Raw genomic sequence first — 23,399 nt, 5'->3', positions numbered from 1 at the left:
CCTCACGAGGCTGCCAGCCGTTACCGTGGCGAATGTAACACCGTTACAGAGAGCAGAGAGGCGAATCGTGGCGGACGGAAAACGGGAATCGGTCAACGCCGACACGATCCTCGACGCCGCCGCGCACCTCATCGAATTACACGGCGTCGGGGCGTTCACGATGCGCAGCCTCGCCGAGGCGCTCGGGGTCGCGGTCACGTCGATCTACTGGCACGTCGGCGGCCGGGACAAGGTGTTCGACAGCCTGGTCGAGGGACTGCTCGGCCAGATGGCGAACCTGCCCACCGAGGGCCGGGGTCCGGTCGATCGCATTGCCTCCCTTGCCCGTTCCCAACGCAGGGTGCTCATCGAGCGCCAGCACCTGCTCGGCATCGCCCACGAGCGCGACCGCACGCCCGCACTGTTCCTGCCGGTGCAGCAGACGCTCGCGGCGCAGTTGGCCGAGCTGGGCGTGACCGGCGATGAGGCCGCCCTGGTGCTGCGTGCAATACAGGTCCACGTCATCTCCTCGGCGGTCATGCAGTTCTCCGCGGTGCGCGGGGAGAAGCACGACGAGGAGGACCCGTCGCTGTGGACCGACGACTGGCCGGACCGGGCGCTCGTCGAGGCGCTGCAGTCGCCGACCGACTACGACGCGGTGTTCGAGTACGGGCTCGATGCGCTGCTGGCACCGCTGCGCACCGGCGCCGCGGCCACCGGTCGGTGAGCCGGCTCAGTTCGGGATCAGCGGTCCGACGGGTCGCGTCGCGGTGGCCGCCACCAGGAGTTGCGCCAGGTCGCCGGGCCTGCTGAGGAACGGCGAGTGCGATGCGTCGATGGTCAGCGGTTCGACGCCGAGGCGGTGCGCGACGGTGTCGGCCAGCCACCGTGGCATCGCCCGGTCCTGTTCGCAGCGAATGAAACTGCGGGGCAGATTCGCCGCCCAGAAGCCGGGCACCGACACCGGGGCGACCGTCGTCTCGCCGAACCGCTCGGGGCCCAGCCGGTCGAAGGCCCAGCGCGCCGTCGGCTCGTCGCAGTCGTGGTAGAAGTACTTCCAGGCGCCCTCGAAGTCCGCGAACCTCATCGCGCCGTCCTCGTCGAAGTGCAGATAGCTCAACATCTCTCCGACGTCGCCGTCGAGATCGCCGTCCTCGGCGTTGGTCATCGTCATGGCCTCGGTGTAACTGCGGCCCTCGCGCGGCAGGGCGGCAGCGAGATAGATGACGTGACTGACCATGTCAGGCACCGAGTCGACACCCAACGTCGCGTCGAATCCTCCGCCGGAGTGGCCGACCACGACGTCGCCGCTCTCGATGACCGTCGCGACCGCCTCGCGGCGATTCGCCAGGGTGGACTCCTCGTCGACGCGCGAGCCGTGGCCGGGCAGATCCACGGCCACCGCGTCATGGCCGAGGGCCCGGAGTTCGTCGATCGTGTGGGTCCAGCACCACGCGGCGTGAAATCCCCCGTGTACGAGTACGAAACGCACGTCGTCCTCCTTGCGTGCAGTGCGGCGGGGCCGAAGGTACGCGACGACGCCGGCCGGTGCTGAGGTTTCGGGTCAGGTCGCGACACGGTCACGGATACGCATCCATTGCCGCACGGACGACGGCAGTAGTCACTCCAGTCACTATCGTCACAGCTGTCTACTGCTGACGTCACCGCGGCGTCCCGCCCCTCCGAGAGGTGTGACATGTCGCTGCGTCGTCGATTGTCCACGGTGTCAACCACTTCCATGGCCTCGGCGGTCGTCGTCGGGATGGCGCTGGCGACGGGCATCGCACCGGTGGCGTCCGCCGAACCCTGCACCGGCGCGGCGGCGGCAGCCAAGCCCCCTCCGACCCCGAGCGGCGCCGCGGCGCCCGCTCTTCCCGGCACCGACATTCCGCCCCGTGGACACCGGCCCGCAGGCACGAACGAGAACGCCCCGCTGCCCAGGATGGGCCAGATGTCCAGGGCGATGCTCGGCGCGCTGTCCCCACGACCCGCCCGACTGGAGCAGCAGGCGAGGGCGGTGCCCGCCCCGGCGCCCACGCCGGGCACGGCCAATCCGCCGTCGGCTCAGACAGACACACCGGCCCAGGCGGCTGCTCCCCAGGCACCACCACCCGCGCCGCCCGGGACGTCACTCGTGGGGTGGGTGACCGGACCGGACAGCCCGAACCAGACGATCAACAGGTTCGCCATCACCGGCACCGACCTCGGCATCATGTGGGACAACGGCGATTCCTCGAACCGCCAGGTGTTGATGGCGTTCGGCGACACCTACGGGTACTGCAGCGTCCGCGGTCAGCAGTGGCGGTACAACACCCTGTTCCGCAGCCAGGACGGCGCATTGTCGAAGACGGTCGCCGTGCCCAACGCCGGCCTGTCCAACCGATATTCGGGCGCACCGATCTGGCCGTCGGGCATGGCCAAGCAGGTCGTCAACAGCCCGAAGTGGGCAGACACGGAGCGCGGCATCATCCCCACCGCCGGCGTCGCGATCGGCAACACCCAGGTGATGAACCTCATGTCGATCCGGAGCTGGGACAGCGACGGCCGCTGGACCACGAACTTTTCGGCGATCGCGGCGTCCTCGGACAACGGTGAGAACTGGACGGTGCACCCCGCGACGGTGAGAGCGGCGCGAGCCGACGGCGTGCCCGGCGCCCGATTCGCGCCGGGCAACGAGAACTTCCAGCAGGGCGCATTCCTCAAGCCCGGGCCCGGTGACCCGTACCTCTACTCCTTCGGCACCCCGGCCGGCCGGGGCGGCGCGGCATACATCTCCCGGGTGGGCCAGAACCAGGTGCTCGACCTCGCCAAGTACGAGTACTTCAACGCGGGGCAGAACGCCTGGGTGCCGGGCAATCCGGCGGCCGCCACGCCGGTGATCCCCGGCCCGGTCTCGGAGATGTCGGCGCAGTACAACACCTATCTCAAGCAGTACCTGGTGCTGTACGGCAACGGCGCCAACGACATCGTGGCGCGCACGGCGCCGGCACCGCAGGGCCCCTGGGGACCCGAACAGCTGCTCGTCCGGTCCGCCGACATCCCCGGGGGCATCTACGCCCCCTATCTGCATCCGTGGTCGGTCGGCAAGGAGTTGTACTTCACCCTGTCGCTGTGGTCGGCGTACAACGTGATGTTGATGCGCACCGTCCTGCCGTAACCGCGTCTCGAGGTCGCCAGCAATTTCTGCGACCTTCCGCCCACCGCGCGCTTATGCAGCTACAGTCCTTCCAAACAATGAGCTGCACCGGGCTGAGCAACGTCGCCGGAGGGTACGTGTGTCACGACTGAGGACGTGGTGGACCCAACCTGACCCGTTCGACTGGATCACCAACTTCCTCCGGCAGCGCAGACTCCTGCGATCGGCGCAGCTCATCATGGGCGTCGTCACGACGTCCTCGGCGCTGGTGCCGCTCAGCGTGCTCGTCACCGGGCAGCGAACAATCAACGAGTCGCTGCTGTGGGGTGCCGTCACCGCGGTGTTCACCGCTGGGGTAACGGCGTTGTGGTTGACGCGCTGGCCGACCCGCAGGCAATCCGAGATCGTCTCGATCGCGGGCGCCCTGTCGACAGCCGGGTGGAGCCTGACGCAACCGAACCCCACCCTGACCGCTCTGGGCGGGGCAGGCATGGCCGTCATCGCCGGCTACATCGCGTTCTTCCACACCACGAAGCTGTTGCTGTTCAACTTCGTGCTGGCACTCGCGATCGCCGTCGCCGCAACGCTGCGGCTGGGCCGGGACGCCGGCCTCGTCACCGCATTGGGAGCGTTCTGGCTGATCTGGTTCCTCAACGTCTCGGTGTCGATCGGCGTGTGGGCGATGTCGCGGGCGCTCGTCCGGTACGCGGCCCGCTCCGACGAAGACCCCCTGACCGGACTGCTGAACAGGCGCGGGTTCATCGACACCCTCGAACGCCAGCTCGCCACGACGCAGGTCACCGGCAACCATCTGTCGCTGCTGATGATCGACCTCGACGACTTCAAGCGGATCAACGACACCGACGGCCATGCAGCAGGCGACACCGTGCTGATCGCCGTCTCCGACCTGCTGCGCTCGCATGCTCCGCCCGGGGCCGCGATCTGCCGGGCCGGTGGCGAGGAATTCCTGATCGCCGACATCTCCAGCCGCAACGATGTCTGGAAGCTGGCCGGCGACCTGTGCGCGGCCATCGCCGCACTGCCGCAACGGATCACCGCCAGCATCGGGGCCGCCACCGCTGAGATCACCGACGCGGACGCCTCGACGCGGCACATCGAGCATCTCATCGCCGTGGCGGACGCGGCGATGTACGCCGCCAAACGCGACGGTGGGAACCGGCCGAGGCACACCTACGCGACCATCGGCTGACCGGCGGACAACAGGAGGAATAATGAGCGACTACAAGATCGTCGTCGTCGGCACCGACGGCTCGGAATCGTCACTGCGTGCAGTGGACAAAGCGGCGGCCATCGCCGTCGAGTCCGGCGCGAAACTCATCGTCGCCACCGCGTATCTGCCTGAGCAGGAACATCATTCCGGCGAACCCGATCAACCGACCGGCGAGGGCTACCGGACCCATGGCGGTGCACCGACCTACGCGATGCTGCGCGAGGCCAGCAATCGAGCGCGAGAGGCGGGGGTCAAGGACGTCGACGAACGGGCCATCGTCGGCGCGCCGATCGACGTGCTCGTCGACCTGGTCGCCGACGTGAACGCCGACCTCCTGGTGGTCGGCAGCGTCGGGCTCAAGTCGATCGCCGGCCGCCTGCTCGGATCCGTTCCGAGCGCGGTGCGCCGTCGCGCGAAGACCGAGGTCCTGGTCGTCGAGACCACGGACTGACCGAAGCCACGGCACGTTCGGACCGCCGACGACGATGACGAAGTTGGGATCGGTAGGGCAACGGACAGGTCTTCACTGATCGCAGGTGAGCCCGTCGGGGCGACCCACGGTGTGAGGAGCGACCATGAACCGGATTGCGCGTCTCGCGATCACGACACTGGTCTGCGCCGGCGTGACGTCGGCCGGCGTGGGCGTGGGCGCGGGAACCGCCGGCGCTGCGAGCGGTCCGCACACCTGGTGTCCCGGTGACGAAGTCGGCGGCTACGGCGGCGGCTTCAACACCCCGGCCGACGGCAGGCCCACCTGGGACTGGAACGTCTGCCACACCTATCACTACGTCAATCCCGGTCAGGGCAACGTCTCGTCGACCGTCTGGGAGGGCGACAACCCGCCACCCCCGTACCCCTGGCAGGCACCGAACACGTGCTGGAGCCTGTTCATCCCGCGTCCATGCTGATCCGTAACTCAACCCTGGGAGAAATGATGAGAACTGTCGTCCGTGCCGCAGCGACGGCCGTCGCGATGGCGGGTGCCGCGATCGCACTCGCGAACCCCGCACATGCCGACGATCTCAGCGGCACCTACACCCTGATCAGCGACCAGAGTCAACGGATGGTCAACGGCGCGCCGAATCCGTATCCGAATTCGTCGGCCACCTGGATCATCACGCCCTGTGGTCCCGGCTGTGCCCGGGTGGCGTCCACGACCGGGTGGACGGCCGACGCCCGCCTCGTGAACGGCCGATGGGAGTTCACCCGCGAGGCCACATGGTCGTGCCCCGACGGCAGGCAGCTGCCGAACACCATCGGGTACTCGTTCGACCCGGCGACCCTGACTGGCACGTCGACCGGCCGGATACCCACCGGCTGCGAGGGATTCCCCGTGTCGGTGGACGGCATCCGGGTCTCGTTGACCCGCAGGTAGACGGCGCCAAGCACGAACGGCCGGCTCGGTGATGAGCCGGCCGTTGCCGTTGTCGCGCGGCCGACGATTCTTGGGATCGGTAGCCCTTCGCGCCCGCTTGACTCATCGCATCGACGACGCCACCGAGGCGCGTACGAGCAAGCGACACGAAAGGAGCCGGCCATGAAGACGTCCGCCCCCACCCACACCCCCGCCGCGTCGACGCCCCGCCGGGCCCGCATGTCCGGCCTCTATGCGCTCAAGCCATGGTTCACCCGGCAGTTGACGCCGATCCTTGACGCCGCGGTCGCACGGCGGATCTCGCCCGACGCGTTCACCGTCGCAGGCGTGGCGGCCGCAGCGGCCGGCGGAATCGCCGTCGCCTACGGCTGCTGGCCGCTGGCGGCGCTGTTCATGGTGCTGCGGCTGGCCGGGGCGAACCTCGACGGCGCGGTGGCCCGCGCCCGCGGTGTGAGCCGGCCGTGGGGCTTCGTCGTCAACGAGATCGGCGACCGCACCGCTGATCTGCTGGCCTTCGCCGGCCTGGCGGTGTGGGCGGCCCGTCAGGGCGGCCCCGGACTGGACTGGCTGTCCTGGCCGGTGCTCCAGGTGCTGCTGGCCGCACTCGCCGCGACGCTGCCGACGTTCGCGTCGCTGGCGGCGGCCGCAGCGGGCGGCACGCGCCGCAACGGCGGCCCCCTCGGCAAGACAGAACGGTGCCTGCTCGTGGTGCTGGCCACCGCATTCCCGGTCATCATGCCCGTGCTGCTGGCTCAGCTGGTGAACGGTTCGCTCATCACCACGGTGCTGCGGCTGCGGGCAGCGCACCGCGAGCTGAAGGCGCAGCGCAGGTCTGAGCGGGAACCGGTGGCCGACGTGCTGCCGATCACCCGGCCCCTCACCGTGCCGCTGGGGGTGCTGACTGCGGCCTGACATCCGGGACCGGCCCCTCCAGCTGCTCGTACGGCGGCGACGAACCTCTCTGGAGGTCGTCGCCGCCAGTCGGCGTTGCGGGATCGGCCGTTTTCTTGGGATCGGTAGCCCCCTGGCCCCGATGTACTCACACCATGAACTTCCACCGCACCACTCGGCCCCTCTCCCCGTCGAGCACTCCGCGACGCGCGGGCAGTGTCCTGCGGCACTGGCTCTGGCGGACCGTGTGCGGCGCCTCGGGCGGGCTGACCGTGACCGGCCGCTGGGAGACCCGGGGCGGCTGCGTGGTGGTCGCCAACCACGCCTCACACGCCGACACCGCGGCACTGCTCGCGGCGCTTCCACCGGCGGCCCGCCCGGTCTTCGGTGCGGCCGCCGACTACTGGTTCGACGTCCCGGTGCGGCGCTTCGTCGCCACCTCGCTGGCCGGCATCCTCCCGGTCCGGCGAACCGGTGACGGCGGCTACGCCGCACTGCTTGCGGCGGCCGAGCCGGCGCTGCGGGCCGGCCGCACCGTCGTCCTCTACCCCGAGGGGACGCGGTCGACCGACGGCAGCATCGGCGAGTTCCGCTCCGGCGCGCTGCGATTGGCCCGCGAATGCGGCGTGCCGATCATCCCGGTCGCGATCGCCGGCACGGCTGACGTGCTTCCCAAGGACGGCCGCTACTCCCCCGCTCCGATGAGGGTCCGTCTCGGCGCGCCGCTGGATCCGCACGACACGTCGGCGGCGCAACTGCGGGCGCATGTGTCGGCCCTGCGGGAAGATTTCGAAGGCCGGGCCGGTGACCGATACGCGCTCGCATCCTGAGACAGGCGCCTGAATGACGATCTTCGACCAGTACCTCGCGTTCCTCCACCTCGACCGGCGGATGGCGCTCGACATCGACCTGGGTCCGCTGCAGCTGCATCTCTTCGGCCGGTCGGTGTTCCTGATGTGGATCACGGTGGCCATCCTGGCGGTCGCCGGCATCGCGGTCCTGGTCTCGCGCAGGCCGGAGTTGATCCAGAAGTGGCGCACCTGGGTGCTGATCGCCCCCGCCGTCGGCCTGCCTGTGTGGATCGGCCACGGCACCACCGCCGTACTGGCCGCGGCGCTGGCCGTCGTCGCGGTCACCGAGTACGCGCGGCTGGTCCGGCTCGAGCGGGCAGACACGTGGGTGCTCCTGGCCCTCGCCGTGCTCTATCCCCTCGCCGCGTGGCTGCGGCCGTCACTGCTGCAACTCGCGCCCGTCGTCCTGCTGCTGTGCGCGCTGCCCTCGGTCCTCGGCGGCGACGTCGAGAACGGCGCCAGGCGAACCGCATTCACCGCCTTCGGTTCGGTGTGGATCTGCTGGTCCCTGTCACACCTCGTGATGGTGCTGCCGGACACCTACCTGCTGTGCTTCGCCGTCGCGGCCACCGACGTCGCCGCCTGGTGCGGCGGAAAGGGGCTGCGCCGCATGGCCTGGGCGCGCCGCCCGTTGTCGCCGTTGAGCCCCAACAAGACGGTCGGCGGCCTCGTCGGTGCGATCATCGGCGCATTCGTCATCCTCACCCTGCTCGGCAGCATGTCAGTCGGCCTGCTCATCGCCGTCTCGATCGGCGGTGTCTTCGGCGACCTCCTCGAGTCGATGCTCAAGCGGCAGGCTCAGGTCAAGGACGCCGGCGATTGGCTCCCCGGGTTCGGCGGCCTTCTCGACCGCGTCGATTCGCTGTTACTCGTCCTCCCACTCGCGTACTTCCTAGGATGAACGAACCCATGAGCCACTCTTCGGTTCCCACGATGACGCCCACGATCACCGTCTGCTCGGCACGTGGGCGACACACGTTCGCGCCGGGTCGTGATGTCGTGATCGGACGCGACGTCCGCGCCGACGTCCGCATCCCGCATCCGAAGGTGTCGCGTTCGCACGTGATACTTCGCCATCTCGACGAGGGCTGGATCGTGGTCGACGACACGAGCCTGCACGGGATGTACGTCGAGGGGCAACGGGTGCCTTCGGTCGATGTGCATGGCGGGCTGACGATTCACCTCGTCGCGCCCGACGGTCCGCAGCTGAGATTCGAACTCGGCACCGCGCCTCCTGCGGCCGACGCGGTGACCAAGCGGATGTCGCGGCAGCCCGGCCGGGAGGATTCACTCACGATCGGGCGCGCCGCCGACAACGACATCGTCGTGCCCGACGTGCTCGCCTCGCGCCACCACGCCACACTCGTCACCACGGACGGGGGCGTGCAGCTGTCGAGCACCGACGCCCGCAACGGCACCTTCGTCAACGGGGTGCGCGTCACCGACGCTCCCCTCGCCGACGACGACGTCGTGACGATCGGCAACGTCGACTTCGTCTTCACCGCAGGTGCGCTGGTGCGCCGCACTCAGCCGGCCGTCACCACCGGCGGTCTCGAGGTGAACGAGGTGAGCCTGGCGATCGAGCGTGACACCGTTCTGCTGGACCGGGTCTCGTTCACCGCCCGCCCAGGCACGCTGACGGCGGTGATCGGGCCCTCGGGCTCGGGCAAGTCCACGCTGGCGAGGATGATCGTCGGCGCCGGACGGCCGACCAGTGGTGCGGTCTCGTTCGAAGGGCGCGACCTGCACACCGGGTACGCCGCATTGCGCAGCCGGATCGGCATGGTGCCGCAGGACGACATCGTGCACGGCCGGCTCACCATCGCCCAGGCACTGGAGTTCGCCGCCGAACTTCGGATGCCCGCCGACACCGCCGCCGAGGACCGCAGGCAGGTGATCGCCGCGGTGCTCGAGGAACTCGAACTGAGCGGCCACGCCCAGACCCGCATCGACAAGCTGTCGGGCGGTCAGCGCAAGCGCGTCTCGGTCGCGCTCGAACTGCTGACCGGTCCCTCGCTGCTGGTGCTCGACGAGCCGACCACCGGACTGGACCCGGCGCTGGACCGGGCGGTGATGGGGATGCTGCGCAGGCTCGCCGACGCGGGCCGGGTGATCGTGGTGGTGACCCACTCACTGACGTTCCTGGATGTGTGCGATCAGGTGTTGCTACTGGCGCCGGGCGGCAAGACCGCCTTCTGCGGCCCGCCCGGCGCGCTCGGCCCGGCGATGGGATCCACCGACTGGGCGGACATCTTCACCAGCGTCAGCGCCGACCCCGACGGTGTCCAACGCCGGTTCCTGGCGGGCAGAGAGCCATCGGCCGCACACAGCGTCGTCGACGACGCATCCGCGCAGCCCGCGAGAGCGGCCGCACCGTCGTTCACCGGGCTGCGCCGTCAGGTCAGCACGATCGCCCGTCGTCAGGTACGACTGCTGATGGCCAACCGCGGCTACCTCGTTTTCCTCGCGGTGCTTCCGTTCATCGTCGGCCTGCTGCCGCTGACGGTGGCAGGCGACGCCGGTCTCGGCGGACCCCCGCCGGACGGTGCGCCACCCTTCGAGGCGAAACACGTCATCGCGCTGACGAGCTTCGCCGCCATCCTGATGGGCGTCACGCTCACCGTGCGCGACCTGGTCGGTGAACGTGCCATCTTCCAGCGCGAGCAGGCCACCGGGATGTCCGCCTCGGCGTACCTGCTGGCGAAGATCGCCGTGTTCGGCGCGGTGGCGGTGATCCAGTCGGCGATCCTCGTCCTCGTCGTCACGGCGCCCGGGTTCGGCAAGCCCGCGCCCTCACGCGCGGTGGTGCTGGGCAGCCCGATGCTGGAATTCTTCGCCGGCATCGCGGCGACGGCCGTCGCAGCCGCGGTGCTGGGACTGGCGGTGTCGGCCCTGGCACGGACCGGCGATCAGGTGATCGTGCTGCTGGCGGCGACGTTGATGGCGCAGCTGGTGCTCGCCGGCGGCTTCATCCCGGTGACGGGCAGGCCGCTGTTCGAGACGCTGGCATGGCTCACCCCCGGGCGATGGGGATTCGCCGCGACCGCGTCGACGGCCGACCTGACCTCGCTGGTCGCCGGGATCGCCGATGACAAGCACTGGCGACACTCCCCGTCGGCATGGCTGTTCGACATGGCCATGCTGGCGGTGCTCACCGTGCTCTTCGCCGGCATCGCCCGCTGGCGGATCCGGTTCAGGGCTTCCTGAGCGCCGCGGCGCGACGTTTGCGGCCCACATCCCCGGGTAAGGCTGGGGTGCCGGACGCTTTCTGCAACGTGTGAGCAGCCTCGCATCATCAACGGCAGCACCCTGCGCCATCCGGCTCCGAATACAGGGCATCCGCTGCCGACACTCTGTTCAGGAGACACCACATGCGCGTTGTCGTCACCGGCGCTTCGGGCAACGTCGGCGCCGGCGTGCTGCGGGCGTTGGCCGCACAGATGCCCGACGCCGAGGTGGTCGGCATCTGTCGGCGCCCACCCACGACGGGTGAGAAATACGAACGTGTGCAGTGGCATGCCGTGGATCTGTCGTCGCCCACCGCCGCAGCCGAACTCGAACCGGCGCTGCGACGCGCTGACGTGGTGATCCACCTGGCGCTGGCGATCCAGCCGGTGCGCGACACGGATTACCTCTACCGCGCCAATGTGCTTGGCACACAAGCTCTTCTTTCTGCAATGACGGCAGCGGGGATCCGACAACTCGTGTACGCCTCCAGCCTTGGCATCTACGCCCCCGGCCGCGGGGAACCCGTCTCGGAGGACTGGCCGGACACCGGCCAGCCCGCCTCGACGTACAGCCGGCACAAGGTGATGGTGGAGCGGATGCTCGACCGGTTCGTCGAAGAGCAACCCGAGACGGTCGTGGCACGCTTCCGTCCCACCGTCGTGGTGCAGCGTGAAGCAGCCTGGCTGATTCGTTCGCTCTACCTCGGTCCCCTGGTGCCCCGCGCCGCCTTCGAACTCCTGCGTCGCGGTGCGGTGCGTCTTCTCCCCCTGCCCAGGGGCATCGCGCTGCAGTTCGTCCATGCCGATGACGTCGGCGATGCGGTGATCCGGATGATGCAGCACCGTGCCCACGGTTCGTACAACATCGCGGCGAACGTGCTGGACAGCACCGCGCTCGCCGCCCTGGTCGGGGCACAGGCCGTCGGCGTCAACCCGCGGATGATGCGGACGGTGGTCAGCGCGCTCAGCGCGAGCCGCGTGGTGGCGCTGACTCCGGGCTGGTATGACGTGGCCACCAATTCACCCGTCATGGACACGTCGAAGGCCCGCCGCGAACTCGGGTGGGCCCCCACGCGGACGTCGGCCGAGAGCGCGATGGAACTCCTCGACGGAATGGCTGAGGGCGCCGCGGGCACGAGCGCGGCGATGGGCTGGAGATCCGAGGAGCGACGCATGACACCACAGACGATCCGGCGGATACACGACGGCTCCCTGTTGCTGTGGACCACTCTGGCCGTCGCCCGTGCGCTCGGCTTCGGCGCTGCCAAAGTTCCGGAGGCCGCGGCCGTCGCCGTCAACCTGGCCGCCGGCACACCGATGGCGTTGGAACGTGTCCTCGAACGCCGCCGCGACCCCGTCGCGATACTGGCGCCGCTCGCCGTCGTCGCAGCGCTGACGACCACCGTCCGTGGCGGATGGGCGCCGGTCGCCGCCACCACGGCCCTCAGCCTGCTCGCCGCGGCCGAACGCCGCCGGGCCTCACGGATGGGAAAAACATGAACACACAACACATTGACTCTCAAGTGGTCGTCGTCATCGGCGCTTCGAGCGGGATAGGGCGGGAGACCGCGTTGCACTACGCCAGACGCAATGCCGCCCTGGTGCTGGCGTCGCGCTCAGAGGACGCCCTGCAGGACGTCGCAGACGAGTGCAGATCGGTCGGCGCCATCGACGTGGTGGTGCAGGCGACGGACATCGCCGCCGCCGACCAGGTACAGGAACTATTCGACGTCACGATCGAGCGATTCGGCCGGGCGGACATCGTGGCCCAATGCGCGGCCATCACCGCCTTCGGCCGGTTCGAGGATGTGCCGGCCGACGTCTTCGATGACGTGGTGAAGACGAATCTCCTCGGCGCCGCCAACGTGGCGCGCTCGGCACTGCGCCACTTCCAGGAGCGGCGCTCGGGGCACCTGGTTCTGGTCGGATCACTCCTGGGAACGATCGCGGTGCCATATCAATCTCCCTACGTACTCAGCAAATTCGCGTTGAGTGCGCTCGTTCGGGTGTTGCGTCAGGAGAATCGTCATCTGCCGGAGGTCCGGATCCACGGCATCTACCCGGGACCGGTCGACACTCCGGTGTACGGGACGGCGGGGAATTACTCCGGCCTCACCCCGCGGGTGCCGCCGACCGCTGACGCCCCCGCCGTCGTCGCGGCCGCCATCGTGCGCGCCACCGACAGGCGGCGCTCCAGCGAGCGTCAGGTCGGTCTGCTGAACTGGCCGGCGATCGCCGCCTTCCGGTTGCTGCCGGCGGTCTTCGATGCCCTGGTCGGGCCGTTCGTCCGTGCCGCCTCCTTCGATTCGGGCCCCAGCGACGCCAGCGCCGGGAACGTGCGGTACGCGCCGAGTGCCGTCAACCCGCGCGAATCGGCATGACCCTGATCTGAGGCCCCTCGCTCTCTGACTGCCGCAGAGGAACAGACGAAGCCGCCCGGACCGTGGTGTCACGGTCCGGGCGGATCTTGTCGAACGACTCAGAAGTACGTCGTCGTCGTGGTGCTGGTGCCGTTGTCGCAGGCGATGGTCACCGTCCAGTTCCGGAACCGCGGAACCGCAGGCACGACCCTGAGGTCGTACTTCGAGTTGGCGGGCAGTGCGAAGGCGCGGTTGAAGTTCTCGGCCGTGTAGGTGCACTGCGACGAGACGCCACTGCGGTCGGTGATGTGAGCCACGAAGCCGCCCAGCACCGGGTCGAAGGACACCGTCGGCCCCAGCTTCGGCGCGGGCGGAGGAGGCGGCGGATCGTTGGGCGGCGGCGGGGTGGATCCATTCGCGCAACCGGATACGATCACCTTGGCGCCCTGCTGATTCTGCAGCTTGGCCCTGGCCTTGCTCTGCGCGGCGGAAAGCGACGGATCAGATGCCCCGGTCATCTCGCCGTAGTCGTTGGAGGCCGCCGCCGCACACTCGTTCGTCGCGATCACCTGCGCGACGCAGTGGCTGCCGCCGTTGCTCACACAGTTCGACAGCGCACCCTGGGCGGCCTGGTCCTGGCTGGCGCCGATGGAAGAACCGCCTGCCATCGTGACGGGCGGATTCTCGCTGACGAAGCCGATGGCGAGCGCGATGTGCTGATCGGCGGCACTCGCCGGAGCGGCGGCGCTGACCATGCCGACACCAGATGCGAAGGCAGCCAGGAAGATCATCGCTGCGGTACGGGTGCGGCGGCCGGCTGCGTCTCTTGAGATGGTCATGTTGTCCTCCGATGGAAGTGAGCCGATGTTCGGACCCTCTTGGGCTACTCGAATACTCGGCGTCACGACGCGGCGGGGTAATCGCCTCGAGGGCAGACTTCACCGGAGGATGGGAAGGGTTTCCTGTCCGCTGGGCAAGGGTCTTATCCGGGCAGACTCGCTCGAGGCGATGGCGCTGTACGTCGATAACGGTTGTCCAGCAACCGTTTCGGCTTGCCGGTCGGCCCGCGACTACCAGTTGCTCGGCGAGTAGTCCTTCAGGAAGCAGCCGTGCAGATCTTCGCCGGCCTCGCCGCGGACGATGGGGTCATACACCCGGGCGGCGCCGTCGACGAGGTCGAGTGGGGCGTGGAAACCCTCCTCGGCGAGTCGCAGTTTCGTCGGGTGTGGCCGCTCGTCGGTGATCCATCCCGTGTCGACGGCGGTCATGAGAATGCCGTCCTGCTCCAGCATTTCGGCGGCGCTGGTGCGGGTGAGCATGTTCAGCGCGGCCTTCGCCATGTTGGTGTGCGGGTGCCCCGGTCCCTTGTAGGCGCGGCTGAACTGCCCCTCCATCGCGGACACGTTGACGACGTACGTGCGGCGCGCGGGTGAGGCGGCCATCGCCGGGCGCAGGCGGCTCACCAGGATGAACGGCGCGGTCTGGTTGCACAGCTGGACCTCGAGCAGTTCCATCGCGTCGACCTCGTGCACGCGCTGGGTCCAGCTGTTGACCGACGCGGTGTCGGGCAGCAGCCCACCCGCGTCGATGGCGGTGCCCGCCGCGATCCGCTCCGGGGACGCGCTGCGGGCGGCGAGGGCGAGTTCGGTGACCGGAGGGCAGGAGCGAAGTGACCCGGGATCTGACGGGGCATGCGGGGCCGGGTGCTCGGAGAGGCTGCCTGCGAGTGCGGCCGGATGGGCGTCGCTGACGCGGTCGAACGTGATGACGTCGACCAGTGAAGGCGCCGGGGTCCGCTCCGCTTCGACGAGTGCCGCATACGAGCCGGGGGCCCGGCGCACCGTCTGGGCGGCGTTGTTGATCAGGATGTCCAGCGGGCCCTGCGCGGCGACGCTGTCCGCGAGCGCGACCACCTGCGCGGGGTCGCGGAGGTCGATGCCCACCACGCGGAGCCGGTGCAGCCAGTCGGCGCTGTCGGGCATCGCGGAGAAGCGGCGCACGGCGTCGTTCGGGAATCGGGTGGTGATCGTGGTGTGCGCCCCGTCGCGGAGCAGTCGCAACGCGATGTACATGCCGATCTTGGCGCGACCACCGGTGAGGAGTGCGGTCTTGCCGGTCAGGTCGGTGCGGGCGTCGCGCTTCGCGCGGTTGAGCGCGGCGCACGCCGGGCAGAGTTGGTGGTAGAACGCGTCGACCACCGTGTACCGGATTTTGCACATGTAGCAGGCCCGCGGCCGGAGCAAGGTGCCCGCGGTGGCGCCGAGCGCAGCCGACACCAGCGGCAGACCCTGCGTCTCGTCGTCGATGCGGCCGGGCGCACCGGTGGCGGTGGCGGCGGTGACGGCCTCGTCGGCGGCCGCCACTGCATCGCGCTTGGCGTGCCGGCGGGCCTTCCGTACCGACTTGAAGATGCTCGCCGTCGCCCGGCGCACGGCCACGGCGTCGGGATGCTCGGGGGGCAACGACTCGATGTCGGCCAGCACCTGCAGGCACATGTCGAGCTTGTCCGGGTCGATCGCGTTCACCAACAAAGAGTACTGGTCGGAAACCGCGGGTCCCGCACACGCACGACGCGGCCGAATGGCCCGTCGCCCGTCAGGTCACATGGGCCGAGTAGATTCGCGCCTCCCAGCCGGCGAGTTCGAGGCACGACGACAGCATGGTGACCGGGGTGTCCGGCATGTTGCCGAGCAGCAGTTCGGCCGCAGTCCATTCCCGACCGATGTCGACGGTCCGCCGATCGCGCCCGCAGTTCGCGATCACGAGGATCCTCATCGCCGGGGTGGTTCTGATGTAGGCCCAGATCTGCTGATCCTCCGCCATCAACGGGGTGAAGTCGCCGTCGACCAGGACCGCCGACTCGTGTCGAAGCCGAATAAGGGCTTGGTAGTGCGCGAAGACCGAATCAGCCGAATCGACCTGGTTCTCGGCGTTGAGCCAGACGTGGTTGGGGTTGACCGGCAGCCAGGGATCACCGTCGCTGAATCCGGCGTTGCGATCTGCGTTCCACTGCATCGGCGTCCGGGCGTTGTCACGGCTGATCTCGGCCATACCGGCAAGCGCAACCGCCTCGTCGTTGCCGAGTTCGAGCACATTCCTCAGATAGTTGACCGCCTCGATGTCCTTGTGGTCCTGCGCCGTTCGGAACGGATAGTTCGTCATCCCGAGCTCCTCGCCCTGGTACACGAAGGGGGTTCCCCGCATCCCGTGCAGAACGGTCGCGAGCGCCTTGGCCGATGCGGCCCAGTAGTCCGGGTGGTCGTCGCCGAACCGGGACACCACGCGCGGCTGGTCGTGGTTGTTCCAGTACAGACTGTTCCAGCCTGTTTCGGCCAAAGCCGCCTGCCATCGATGCAGCGATCGCTTCAGGACGACGAGGTCGAGCCCGATGTAGTCGAACTTGTCCGAGGGGCTCTGGTCAACCGACATGTGCTCGAACTGGAAGACCATGTCGAGCTCGCCGCGTGCCGGATCGGTGTACAGCCGCGCTTGTTCCGGCGTCACGGCGGGCATCTCTCCGACGGTGAGGAACTCGCCGTCGCGGCTTCCGAAGACCTCGCGGTTCATCTCGGCGAGATAGTCGTGGACGTGCGGCCCGTTGGCGAAGAGGTCGATCGCACTTGCGAATGTGCGCCCCGGCTGCGGTGCGGCGTCGGGCAGTCCGTCGGCCTTGGAGATGAAATTGATCACGTCCATGCGGAAGCCGTCGACTCCACGGTTGAGCCACCAGCCCATGACCTCGTGAACGGCACGCCGAACTTCGGGGTTCTCCCAGTTGAGGTCGGGTTGCCTTCGGTCGAACAGATGTAGGTAGTACTCGCCGGTGGCCTCGTCCAGCTCCCACGCCGAACCTCCGAAGACCGACGCCCAGTTGTTGGGTTCTCCGCCGTCGCGAGGCTGCCTCCACACGTACCAGTCCCGTTTCGGGTGGTTTCGTGACGACCGGGACTCGACGAACCAGGGGTGCTCGTCGGAGGTGTGGTTGACCACCAGATCCATCACCAGCTTCATGCCGCGTTCGTGCACCCCGGCGAGCAGGGTGTCGAAATCGGCGAGTGTGCCGAACATCGGATCGATGTCGAGGTAGTCGCTGATGTCGTAGCCGTTGTCCGCTTGCGGCGAACGGTATACCGGCGACAGCCAGATCACGTCCACCCCGAGCTTGCGCAGATAGTCGAGCCGCGCGAGGATTCCGACCAGATCGCCCATCCCGTCACCGTTGGAGTCGACGAAGCTGCGTGGGTAGATCTGGTAGACGACGGCGGACTTCCACCACGCGGCTGACGTCATGACTGTTCGCCGATCACGTTGCGGTACACCGATACATATTTGTCGACCATGGCTGTGACCGTGAACCGCTGCGCTGCGTGTCGGGCGATTCCGTGCCGGTCGAGCCCACCTGCGGCCGCCACCGCGGTCACCGCCCGATCGATGTCGTCGACCAGGAAGCCGGTGACGCCGTCGACGATCAGCTCGCCCATCGACCCCCGCGAGTTCGCGATGACCGGTGTGCCACAGGCCATCGACTCGACGACGCTGTAACCGAACGGCTCGTCGAAGTCGATCAGGTGAAGGAGGGCATGCGCCCCTCCCAGCACCTCGGCGCGCTCGGATGCATCGACAGCGCCGAGGTAACGCACACGCTCACCGTCTATGTGCGGCGCGACCTCGTCGCGAAAATACCGTTCATCCTGGATGATTCCGGCGATGTCGAGCCGACGCCCACACCGGCGGGCGACCTCGATCGCGTGCGCGGTGCCCTTGTCGGGGTGGATCCGCCCGAAGAACAGCAGGTGCTCACCGGGGCTCGGGTGCACCGCGAACGCGTCGATGTCGATGCCGTTATGGATGGTGGCGGCGTAGCGCAGATCCGGGTGCCGGTCGGCGTCGCTGATCGACACGTAGGCGGTGGTGCGGTCGTAGCGCTGGTACACGGGGACGATGTGGTGCGAGGAGAACCCGTGGACGGTGGTGATCACCGGTGTCGCGACGAGGTCGCTGTAGGTCAGCGGCAGGAAGTCGAACCCGTTGTGGATGACGTCGAACTGGTCCGCCCGCTCGAACACCGAGGCGATGTGCAGGCACTCTGCGACCTTGGGTTCGATCGTCGCGTCTTCGGACCAGCCGGATCGTACGGTGGCATGCAGATGCGCCGTCGTGATCGAGTCTGCGGTGGCGAACAGCGTCACCTCGTGGCCGGCCGCGACGAGGCCTTCGGTGAGCAGCGAGGCGAACTGCTCCCATGGCCCGTAGTGACGAGGGGGCGTCCGCCAGGCGATGGGCGAGAGCACAGCTATTCGCAGGGGACCGCCGGCACAGGTCTGGGTAGGAATGCGACCAGGCTACGCGGACTCCTGCCGGTGAGCCGCCACGTGCTGGTGGCGCCGCGTCACCGACTCCGTCGGCCCCGCGTGCGTTTGGCCTCGTACATCGCCTGGTCGGCGTCGCGCAGAAGCTGGTCGGCGGTTCGCCGATCCGATCGGCCGACCTCGACCACTCCGATGCTGGCGCCGATCGGGCCCTGCGCGGCGGGGACGGCGAGCGCCGCGTGCAGACGGTTCACCAGGTCGTCGAGATCGGCGGACGTCGCAGCCCGGCATACGAGGACCACGAATTCATCACCGCCCCAACGTCCGACGACGTCGTCGGGAGCGACGGTGCGGCGCAGCCGTTCTGCGGTGGTGCGCAGCACGTGATCTCCGGCCTCGTGGCCGTGCGTGTCGTTCGTCGTCTTGAGGTGATCGACGTCGATGAAGAGCACGGCCCGCAACCGGACGTCGCCCGAGTCCCCGCTCAGAGCGTCATTGATGCGCAGGAGCACCGCGGCGCGGTTGGGCAGGGACGTCAGACCGTCGTGAGTGGCGAGGAATTTCATCTCCTCGGCTTCGGCACGTTGCGCGGTGACATCGGTGAAGGTGATGAGCATGTGCGAGCGCCCCGGCTTGTCGGGATCGAGCAGCCGACAGCTCGACAGGATCCAACCCCTGCCCTGCGGGCGGTCCCACCCGTACACCAGGTTGTCGAACGACACACCTGTACGTAGTACCGCGAGAGCCGGACGGTCCTCTGGCGCGATGTTCACGCCGTTCTCGTCGTAGAACGGGCGTTTCTCGGTCGCCTCGAAGAAGTTGACACCCACGAGGTTCGCCCCTTCAGGGGCGCCCAGGATTCGCAGTCCGGCGGGGTTGATGGACTTGATGGTGCCGTCCTTGTCGGTGACGATCAACCCCTCGATCATCGACGTGACGACGGCTTCGAAGTGCTGTTCCGCGCGGTGCAGTGCCGTCAGGTCGCAGCACACCAGGACGTATCCCTCGGCCATCGTCGCGGCGGAGACCCGCACATCGAGGATGTGGCCGTCGGCGGAGCAGTGTTGAGCCTGTGCGACGCCACCGGACGCGACGATCAAGGCGGGCCTGAGGTCTGCGCCGACCGCGACGGCGATGGGTAGTCCGACCGCGTCGGCCGCGCAGCGCCCGTAGATGGCCTCGGCGGCCGGGTTCCAGCTGGTCACGGTGCCGTCTGCGGTGGTGCCGATGATGGCGTCGCTGACGTGGTTGACGAGAGCGGCCTGGTTTCTGAGCGCCGCCTCGGCGGCGTGCCGCACACTCACGTCCCGGGTGATGATCTGCCATGCGTCGGTGTCATCCGACCCCAGTTTGACCGCGACGACCTCGACCGCGAGCGTGGTGCCGTCGCTGCGCTTCATCTCGGCCGGGAGGTGCGGCGAGCAGTCGCCGCGGTTCACGACGCCGGCGAGATCGGCGAGCATCGGGACCAGCGACTCGGCCGTGACGAAGTCGCTGATCGGGCGGCCGACGAGTTCGGCGCTCGTGTCGGCCCCCATCAGTCGCACGCCGGCCGCGTTGACGTAGATGACGCGCCCGGCTGCAGTCACGCAGATCCCGTCGGGGCTCTGTTCGACCAGTTGCCGGTACCAGTGCTCACCCGACCGCAGCAGCTTCCCGTCGGCCCCTGGCGCGAGCATCGACGGGTGCAGCGGGTCGGACATAGATCACCAACGTACCTGGCAGCGCTTTGCCAGGATAGACACGCGCAAATATCGTCACGATAATCTCCGCTGCTGAGCCGCGATTCCGCGGCCGTCACCGACACCGAGGGGCAATTGCTCACACCCCTACGTCCGTCAGCCAGCGAAGAACAGGTGGCGCGACCCGGTCGACCGCCGACGCGGCCACGATCCAGTGCGGCAGGTCAGGATGCACCTGATGCTCGGCGCTGTAGCGCTTCGCGATCCGGCGCGAGATCCACGACGCGACGTTGCGGTCGGCACCGCCGCTGACGCACAACACGGGACACGTGACATCCGCCGCCCTCACCCGGGTCGGGGCCGCCCCCAACGACATCTGACGGAAAACGCGTCCGGAGTCGCGAACCAGCTCGGGGATGAGCTGATCCTGCTCGGCCGGCGGAAGCGTCACCAGCGGCACGTTGCGCATCGTGCGCGGACTGGGCAGGAACGGGCGGCCACGCAGCAATGCGGGAAGGATCGGTAACAGATACGGCGTCATCCGCGGCTGAGTCCACAGGATCCCCGGCGGCACGGATGCGAGGAGCACGAGCGCGACGGGTTCGCGCTCCGCGGCGATCTTCTGAGCGAGGAGACCGCCCATGCTGTGACCGATGACGATGGCCGGTTCGCCGAGCGCGTCATAGGCCGCCGAAACGACTGCGAAGCATTCCGGGATCCCCGTCCGCGTCAAGGTCGCGTCGTCGGAGGGGTCTCGTCCGGGCAGCGTCGGCGTGACCACGCGGTAACCGGCGGACTGCAGGACGTCGACCCACGGTCGCATGAGCGCCGGCTTGCCGAATACGCCGTGCAACAAAAGAACCGGTGGCTTCGTGGTCATCGGCATGTCACCCTGGTGCTTCGCGTTCTCCTGCACAAGGGCAGTGTCGCGGATCGTGGTGCGCCGCGCCATTACATGAGAGGTAATGGTGGTCGGCCCCTGGGGCGACGCCGCCGCGGCTACTGCGCCAGGTATCCGCCGTCGACGGGCAACACCGCGCCGGTGATGAACGAGGCGTCGTCGGAGGCGAGAAAGACGATGGCGCTTGCCACTTCGTCCGGTTCGCCGAGACGGCCCATCGGGTGCATGCGTTCGATCGCCGCCAGATACTCCGCGCCACCCGGCTCGTCCGGAATCCGCCTGACAGCGTCGGTCCGGATCGTTCCGGGGGCCACGGCGTTGACTCTGATTCCCCGGTCGGCCCATTCGACCGCCAGGTGTTTGGTCAGGCCGGTGGCGACGAACTTGGCGGGCCCGTAGGCCGCCTGCCGCTTCTGTCCGGCCAGTCCGGAGATCGAGGAAAGGCAGACGATGGCGCCGCCACCGGTCGGCAGCATCGCCTCGATCGCGAACTTGCAGGTGAGGAACATGCCGCGGCCGTCGATGGCCATCACGTCGTCCCAGTCGGCGGCCGTCATCTCCAGCACGTCGCCGAGCGGGATGACGCCGGCGTTCGCCACCAGAACGTCGAGCCGCCCGAAGCGCTCGACCGCCGCCTCGATCATCCGCCGGGCATCCTGCTCGATCGAGACGTCGCCGATGACCGTCTCGACTTCGGCGCCGGCGTGCCGCAATTCGTCGGCGAACGCCAGCAACGGCTCACCCTGAACGTCGGTCACGACCAGACGCGCGCCCTCGCGCGCGAACAGCTCGGCCGTCGCCCGACCGATGCCGAATGCCGCGCCGGTGATCACCGCGGACTTCCCGACGAGGCGTCCTCGTCCCTCGGCTGTATCCGGGTCACTGATGGTCACGCCCGAAGCGTACGGGTCTGTTCGGCGCCAAAGCCCGCGAATCTGCGTTGGGACCGTCACTATTCAGGGACGGCATCGGGTCCCGGCCGGTGCACCCACGTCCGCGGAGAGGTTTGGTCGACATGCGTGTTGTCGTCATCGGAGGTGGCCCCGCCGGTGTGTCCGCCGCACTGCACGCCGCCGGGCTGGGCGCGGAGGTCACGCTCATCGAGCGGGCGCGAGTCGGTGGAACCGCGCTCAACAGCGGTCCGGCACCCGTACGCACCCTGGCTCGCGCCGCGAGGCTGGTGCGGGACTGGAACTCCTGGGAGAGATTCGGTCTGCACGGGCCGCGACCCGAGGTCGACCTCGCCGCGACCCTCGGCAATGCGCAGCGGGTGGCCGACTATCTGTACGAGCGCAAACGGCTGGCAGACCACATCCGCTCCGCCGGAGTCGATCTCGTCGAGGAGGCCGGCGAGGCCCGATTCGTCGACACCAACACCGTCGCCGCGGCCGACGGGCGCAGATGGACCGCCGATCGGGTGATCATCGCCGTCGGCGGCAGGGCCGGGCGACTGCCGATTCCCGGAGCCGAACTCGGCCTGACCTACGAGGACGTCCGCAGCCTGACCGCCCTGCCCGACCGGGTCTGCGTCATCGGAGCCGCGGACACGGGTTGCCAGCTCACGTCGATCCTCGCCGACTTCGGCTCTGACGTCACGCTCGTCGAGTACGCGCCCCGCATCGTGCCGCGAGCCGATGCCGACGTCTCCGCCGCGCTGGAGCACGCTTTTCGCGGCCGTGGGATCAGCGTCGTCACCGGCGCTGCCGTGCACCGGATCGACGCGCTCGCCTCCGGTGTGCGCGTTCTCTACCGCGTCGGGGACGAGGAAGGCACGGTCGACGTGGACGCGGCGTTCTTCGCGGTGGGATGGCCCGGCAACGCCGATCTCGTCGACGCTGCCGCGGCCGGTCTGGTCACCGAGCGCGGCTACGTGGTGGTCGACGAACACACGGCCACGAACGTGCCGCACATCTTCGCCGCCGGTGATGTCGACGGGAACAGCATGGTCATCAGCAGCGCAACCCTCGAAGGCCGGGTCGCGGCCGAGAACGCGGTGCTCGGCCGGCATCGCAAGGTGGTGCATGAGATCGTCCCCGGCGGCAGTTTCACCGACCCCGAATACGGCAGCGTCGGGCTCACCGAGGAGCAGGCCCGCGCACGTTATGACTGCACTGTGGCCGTGGCCCGTTATGAGGACATGCTGCGGCCCGTCGCCGACGGACACCCGGAAGGGTTCTGCAAGTTGATCGTCGAGACCTCGCGTCGGCACATCGTCGGCGCGCACGTGCTCGGCGAGTACTCCGCCGAGGTCATCCAGATGGTGGCGGCCTGCATGGCGGCGGGGATGCGTGTCGAGGACGTCGCCGAGCTGCAGTTCGCCTTCCCCACGTTCACCGAAGGAGTCAGCCAGGCCGCGCAGATGGTGGTCAGCCGGCTCGGCGTCCGTCCGGTCCCCCATCTGTGGACCCGCCTGAGCTCCATGCCGTCGGACCTGGCGTAACCGGGTGGTCCGTCAAA

The 23,399-nt window shown here is 68.7% G+C and carries 21 protein-coding genes; 13 read left to right on the top strand and 8 right to left on the bottom strand.

Annotated features, from left to right (window positions below; genetic code table 11):
- The first annotated feature begins 67 nt into the window (after positions 1-67).
- Entirely contained in the window at positions 68-706 is a 639-nt protein-coding gene (locus Q2100_RS00605) for a TetR/AcrR family transcriptional regulator (RefSeq protein WP_302912396.1), read from the top strand.
- A 6-nt stretch (positions 707-712) separates the two neighbouring features.
- On the opposite strand, the gene Q2100_RS00600 is transcribed toward Q2100_RS00605, so the two are convergent.
- Complete coding sequence (locus Q2100_RS00600; protein WP_302912395.1) at positions 713-1,471, bottom strand: alpha/beta fold hydrolase; 759 nt, start codon at positions 1,469-1,471, stop codon at positions 713-715.
- 204 nt (positions 1,472-1,675) lie between these two features.
- Here Q2100_RS00600 and Q2100_RS00595 point away from each other — a divergent pair, with 204 nt between their 5' ends.
- From Q2100_RS00595 to Q2100_RS00545, 11 genes are all read left to right on the top strand, one after another.
- Positions 1,676-3,136 (top strand): glycoside hydrolase family 183 protein, encoded by a 1,461-nt coding sequence (locus tag Q2100_RS00595; protein ID WP_302912394.1) that lies wholly within the window; start codon positions 1,676-1,678, stop codon positions 3,134-3,136.
- 118 nt (positions 3,137-3,254) lie between these two features.
- Positions 3,255-4,325 (top strand): GGDEF domain-containing protein, encoded by a 1,071-nt coding sequence (locus Q2100_RS00590; protein WP_302912393.1) that lies wholly within the window; start codon positions 3,255-3,257, stop codon positions 4,323-4,325.
- Between the two features lie 22 nt (positions 4,326-4,347).
- Complete coding sequence (locus Q2100_RS00585) at positions 4,348-4,797, top strand: universal stress protein (RefSeq protein ID WP_264012155.1); 450 nt, start codon at positions 4,348-4,350, stop codon at positions 4,795-4,797.
- A gap of 124 nt (positions 4,798-4,921) precedes the next feature.
- The gene (locus Q2100_RS00580) at positions 4,922-5,254 is read left to right on the top strand and encodes a hypothetical protein (protein ID WP_302912392.1); all 333 of its coding nucleotides are present in this window, start codon (positions 4,922-4,924) and stop codon (positions 5,252-5,254) included.
- A gap of 26 nt (positions 5,255-5,280) precedes the next feature.
- Entirely contained in the window at positions 5,281-5,721 is a 441-nt protein-coding gene (locus Q2100_RS00575; RefSeq protein ID WP_264012156.1) for a hypothetical protein, read from the top strand.
- A gap of 162 nt (positions 5,722-5,883) precedes the next feature.
- Positions 5,884-6,633 (top strand): CDP-alcohol phosphatidyltransferase family protein, encoded by a 750-nt coding sequence (locus Q2100_RS00570; RefSeq protein ID WP_302912391.1) that lies wholly within the window; start codon positions 5,884-5,886, stop codon positions 6,631-6,633.
- 134 nt (positions 6,634-6,767) lie between these two features.
- The gene (locus Q2100_RS00565; RefSeq protein WP_302912390.1) at positions 6,768-7,442 is read left to right on the top strand and encodes a lysophospholipid acyltransferase family protein; all 675 of its coding nucleotides are present in this window, start codon (positions 6,768-6,770) and stop codon (positions 7,440-7,442) included.
- 13 nt (positions 7,443-7,455) lie between these two features.
- The gene (locus tag Q2100_RS00560; RefSeq protein WP_302912389.1) at positions 7,456-8,364 is read left to right on the top strand and encodes a phosphatidate cytidylyltransferase; all 909 of its coding nucleotides are present in this window, start codon (positions 7,456-7,458) and stop codon (positions 8,362-8,364) included.
- 8 nt (positions 8,365-8,372) lie between these two features.
- A complete protein-coding gene (locus Q2100_RS00555; protein ID WP_407667553.1) occupies positions 8,373-10,670 on the top strand; it encodes an ATP-binding cassette domain-containing protein in 2,298 nt (765 codons plus the stop codon).
- 164 nt (positions 10,671-10,834) lie between these two features.
- The gene (locus Q2100_RS00550; RefSeq protein ID WP_302912388.1) at positions 10,835-12,190 is read left to right on the top strand and encodes an NAD-dependent epimerase/dehydratase family protein; all 1,356 of its coding nucleotides are present in this window, start codon (positions 10,835-10,837) and stop codon (positions 12,188-12,190) included.
- Complete coding sequence (locus Q2100_RS00545) at positions 12,187-13,071, top strand: SDR family NAD(P)-dependent oxidoreductase (protein WP_302912387.1); 885 nt, start codon at positions 12,187-12,189, stop codon at positions 13,069-13,071. Before Q2100_RS00550 ends, Q2100_RS00545 begins: the two co-directional genes overlap by 4 nt.
- Positions 13,072-13,169: 98 nt before the next feature.
- Here Q2100_RS00545 and Q2100_RS00540 read toward each other — a convergent pair whose 3' ends face one another.
- The 7 genes from Q2100_RS00540 to Q2100_RS00510 form a co-directional block, all read right to left on the bottom strand.
- Positions 13,170-13,889, bottom strand: a complete 720-nt coding sequence (locus tag Q2100_RS00540) for a DUF4189 domain-containing protein (RefSeq protein ID WP_302912386.1) — start codon at positions 13,887-13,889, stop codon at positions 13,170-13,172.
- A 231-nt stretch (positions 13,890-14,120) separates the two neighbouring features.
- Complete coding sequence (locus Q2100_RS00535) at positions 14,121-15,575, bottom strand: SDR family NAD(P)-dependent oxidoreductase (RefSeq protein ID WP_302912385.1); 1,455 nt, start codon at positions 15,573-15,575, stop codon at positions 14,121-14,123.
- A gap of 70 nt (positions 15,576-15,645) precedes the next feature.
- On the bottom strand, positions 15,646-17,340 hold the full coding sequence (locus tag Q2100_RS00530; RefSeq protein WP_302912384.1) for a glycoside hydrolase family 13 protein: 1,695 nt from the start codon (positions 17,338-17,340) through the stop codon (positions 15,646-15,648).
- On the bottom strand, positions 17,337-18,341 hold the full coding sequence (locus Q2100_RS00525) for a glycosyltransferase family 4 protein (protein ID WP_302912383.1): 1,005 nt from the start codon (positions 18,339-18,341) through the stop codon (positions 17,337-17,339). The genes Q2100_RS00530 and Q2100_RS00525 overlap by 4 nt, the downstream gene beginning before the upstream one ends.
- A gap of 98 nt (positions 18,342-18,439) precedes the next feature.
- A complete protein-coding gene (locus tag Q2100_RS00520) occupies positions 18,440-20,062 on the bottom strand; it encodes a sensor domain-containing protein (RefSeq protein WP_302912382.1) in 1,623 nt (540 codons plus the stop codon).
- 118 nt (positions 20,063-20,180) lie between these two features.
- Positions 20,181-20,993: an alpha/beta hydrolase gene (locus Q2100_RS00515; RefSeq protein ID WP_302912381.1), complete on the bottom strand. Its 813-nt coding sequence runs from the start codon at positions 20,991-20,993 to the stop codon at positions 20,181-20,183.
- A 47-nt stretch (positions 20,994-21,040) separates the two neighbouring features.
- Positions 21,041-21,835 carry an SDR family NAD(P)-dependent oxidoreductase gene (locus Q2100_RS00510; protein WP_302912380.1) on the bottom strand — a complete coding sequence of 265 codons (795 nt, stop codon included), beginning with the start codon at positions 21,833-21,835 and terminating at the stop codon, positions 21,041-21,043.
- 122 nt (positions 21,836-21,957) lie between these two features.
- Here Q2100_RS00510 and Q2100_RS00505 point away from each other — a divergent pair, with 122 nt between their 5' ends.
- Positions 21,958-23,382, top strand: coding sequence for a dihydrolipoyl dehydrogenase family protein (locus tag Q2100_RS00505; protein ID WP_302912379.1), 1,425 nt, complete (start codon positions 21,958-21,960; stop codon positions 23,380-23,382).
- The last annotated feature ends 17 nt before the right edge of the window (positions 23,383-23,399 follow it).

This window comes from Mycolicibacterium arseniciresistens (assembly GCF_030519285.1).
Taxonomy (GTDB): Bacteria; Actinomycetota; Actinomycetes; order Mycobacteriales; family Mycobacteriaceae; genus Mycobacterium; species Mycobacterium arseniciresistens.
The sequence above is the reverse complement of the archived record's forward strand: the minus strand, read 5'-3'. Positions and strand labels throughout refer to the sequence as shown.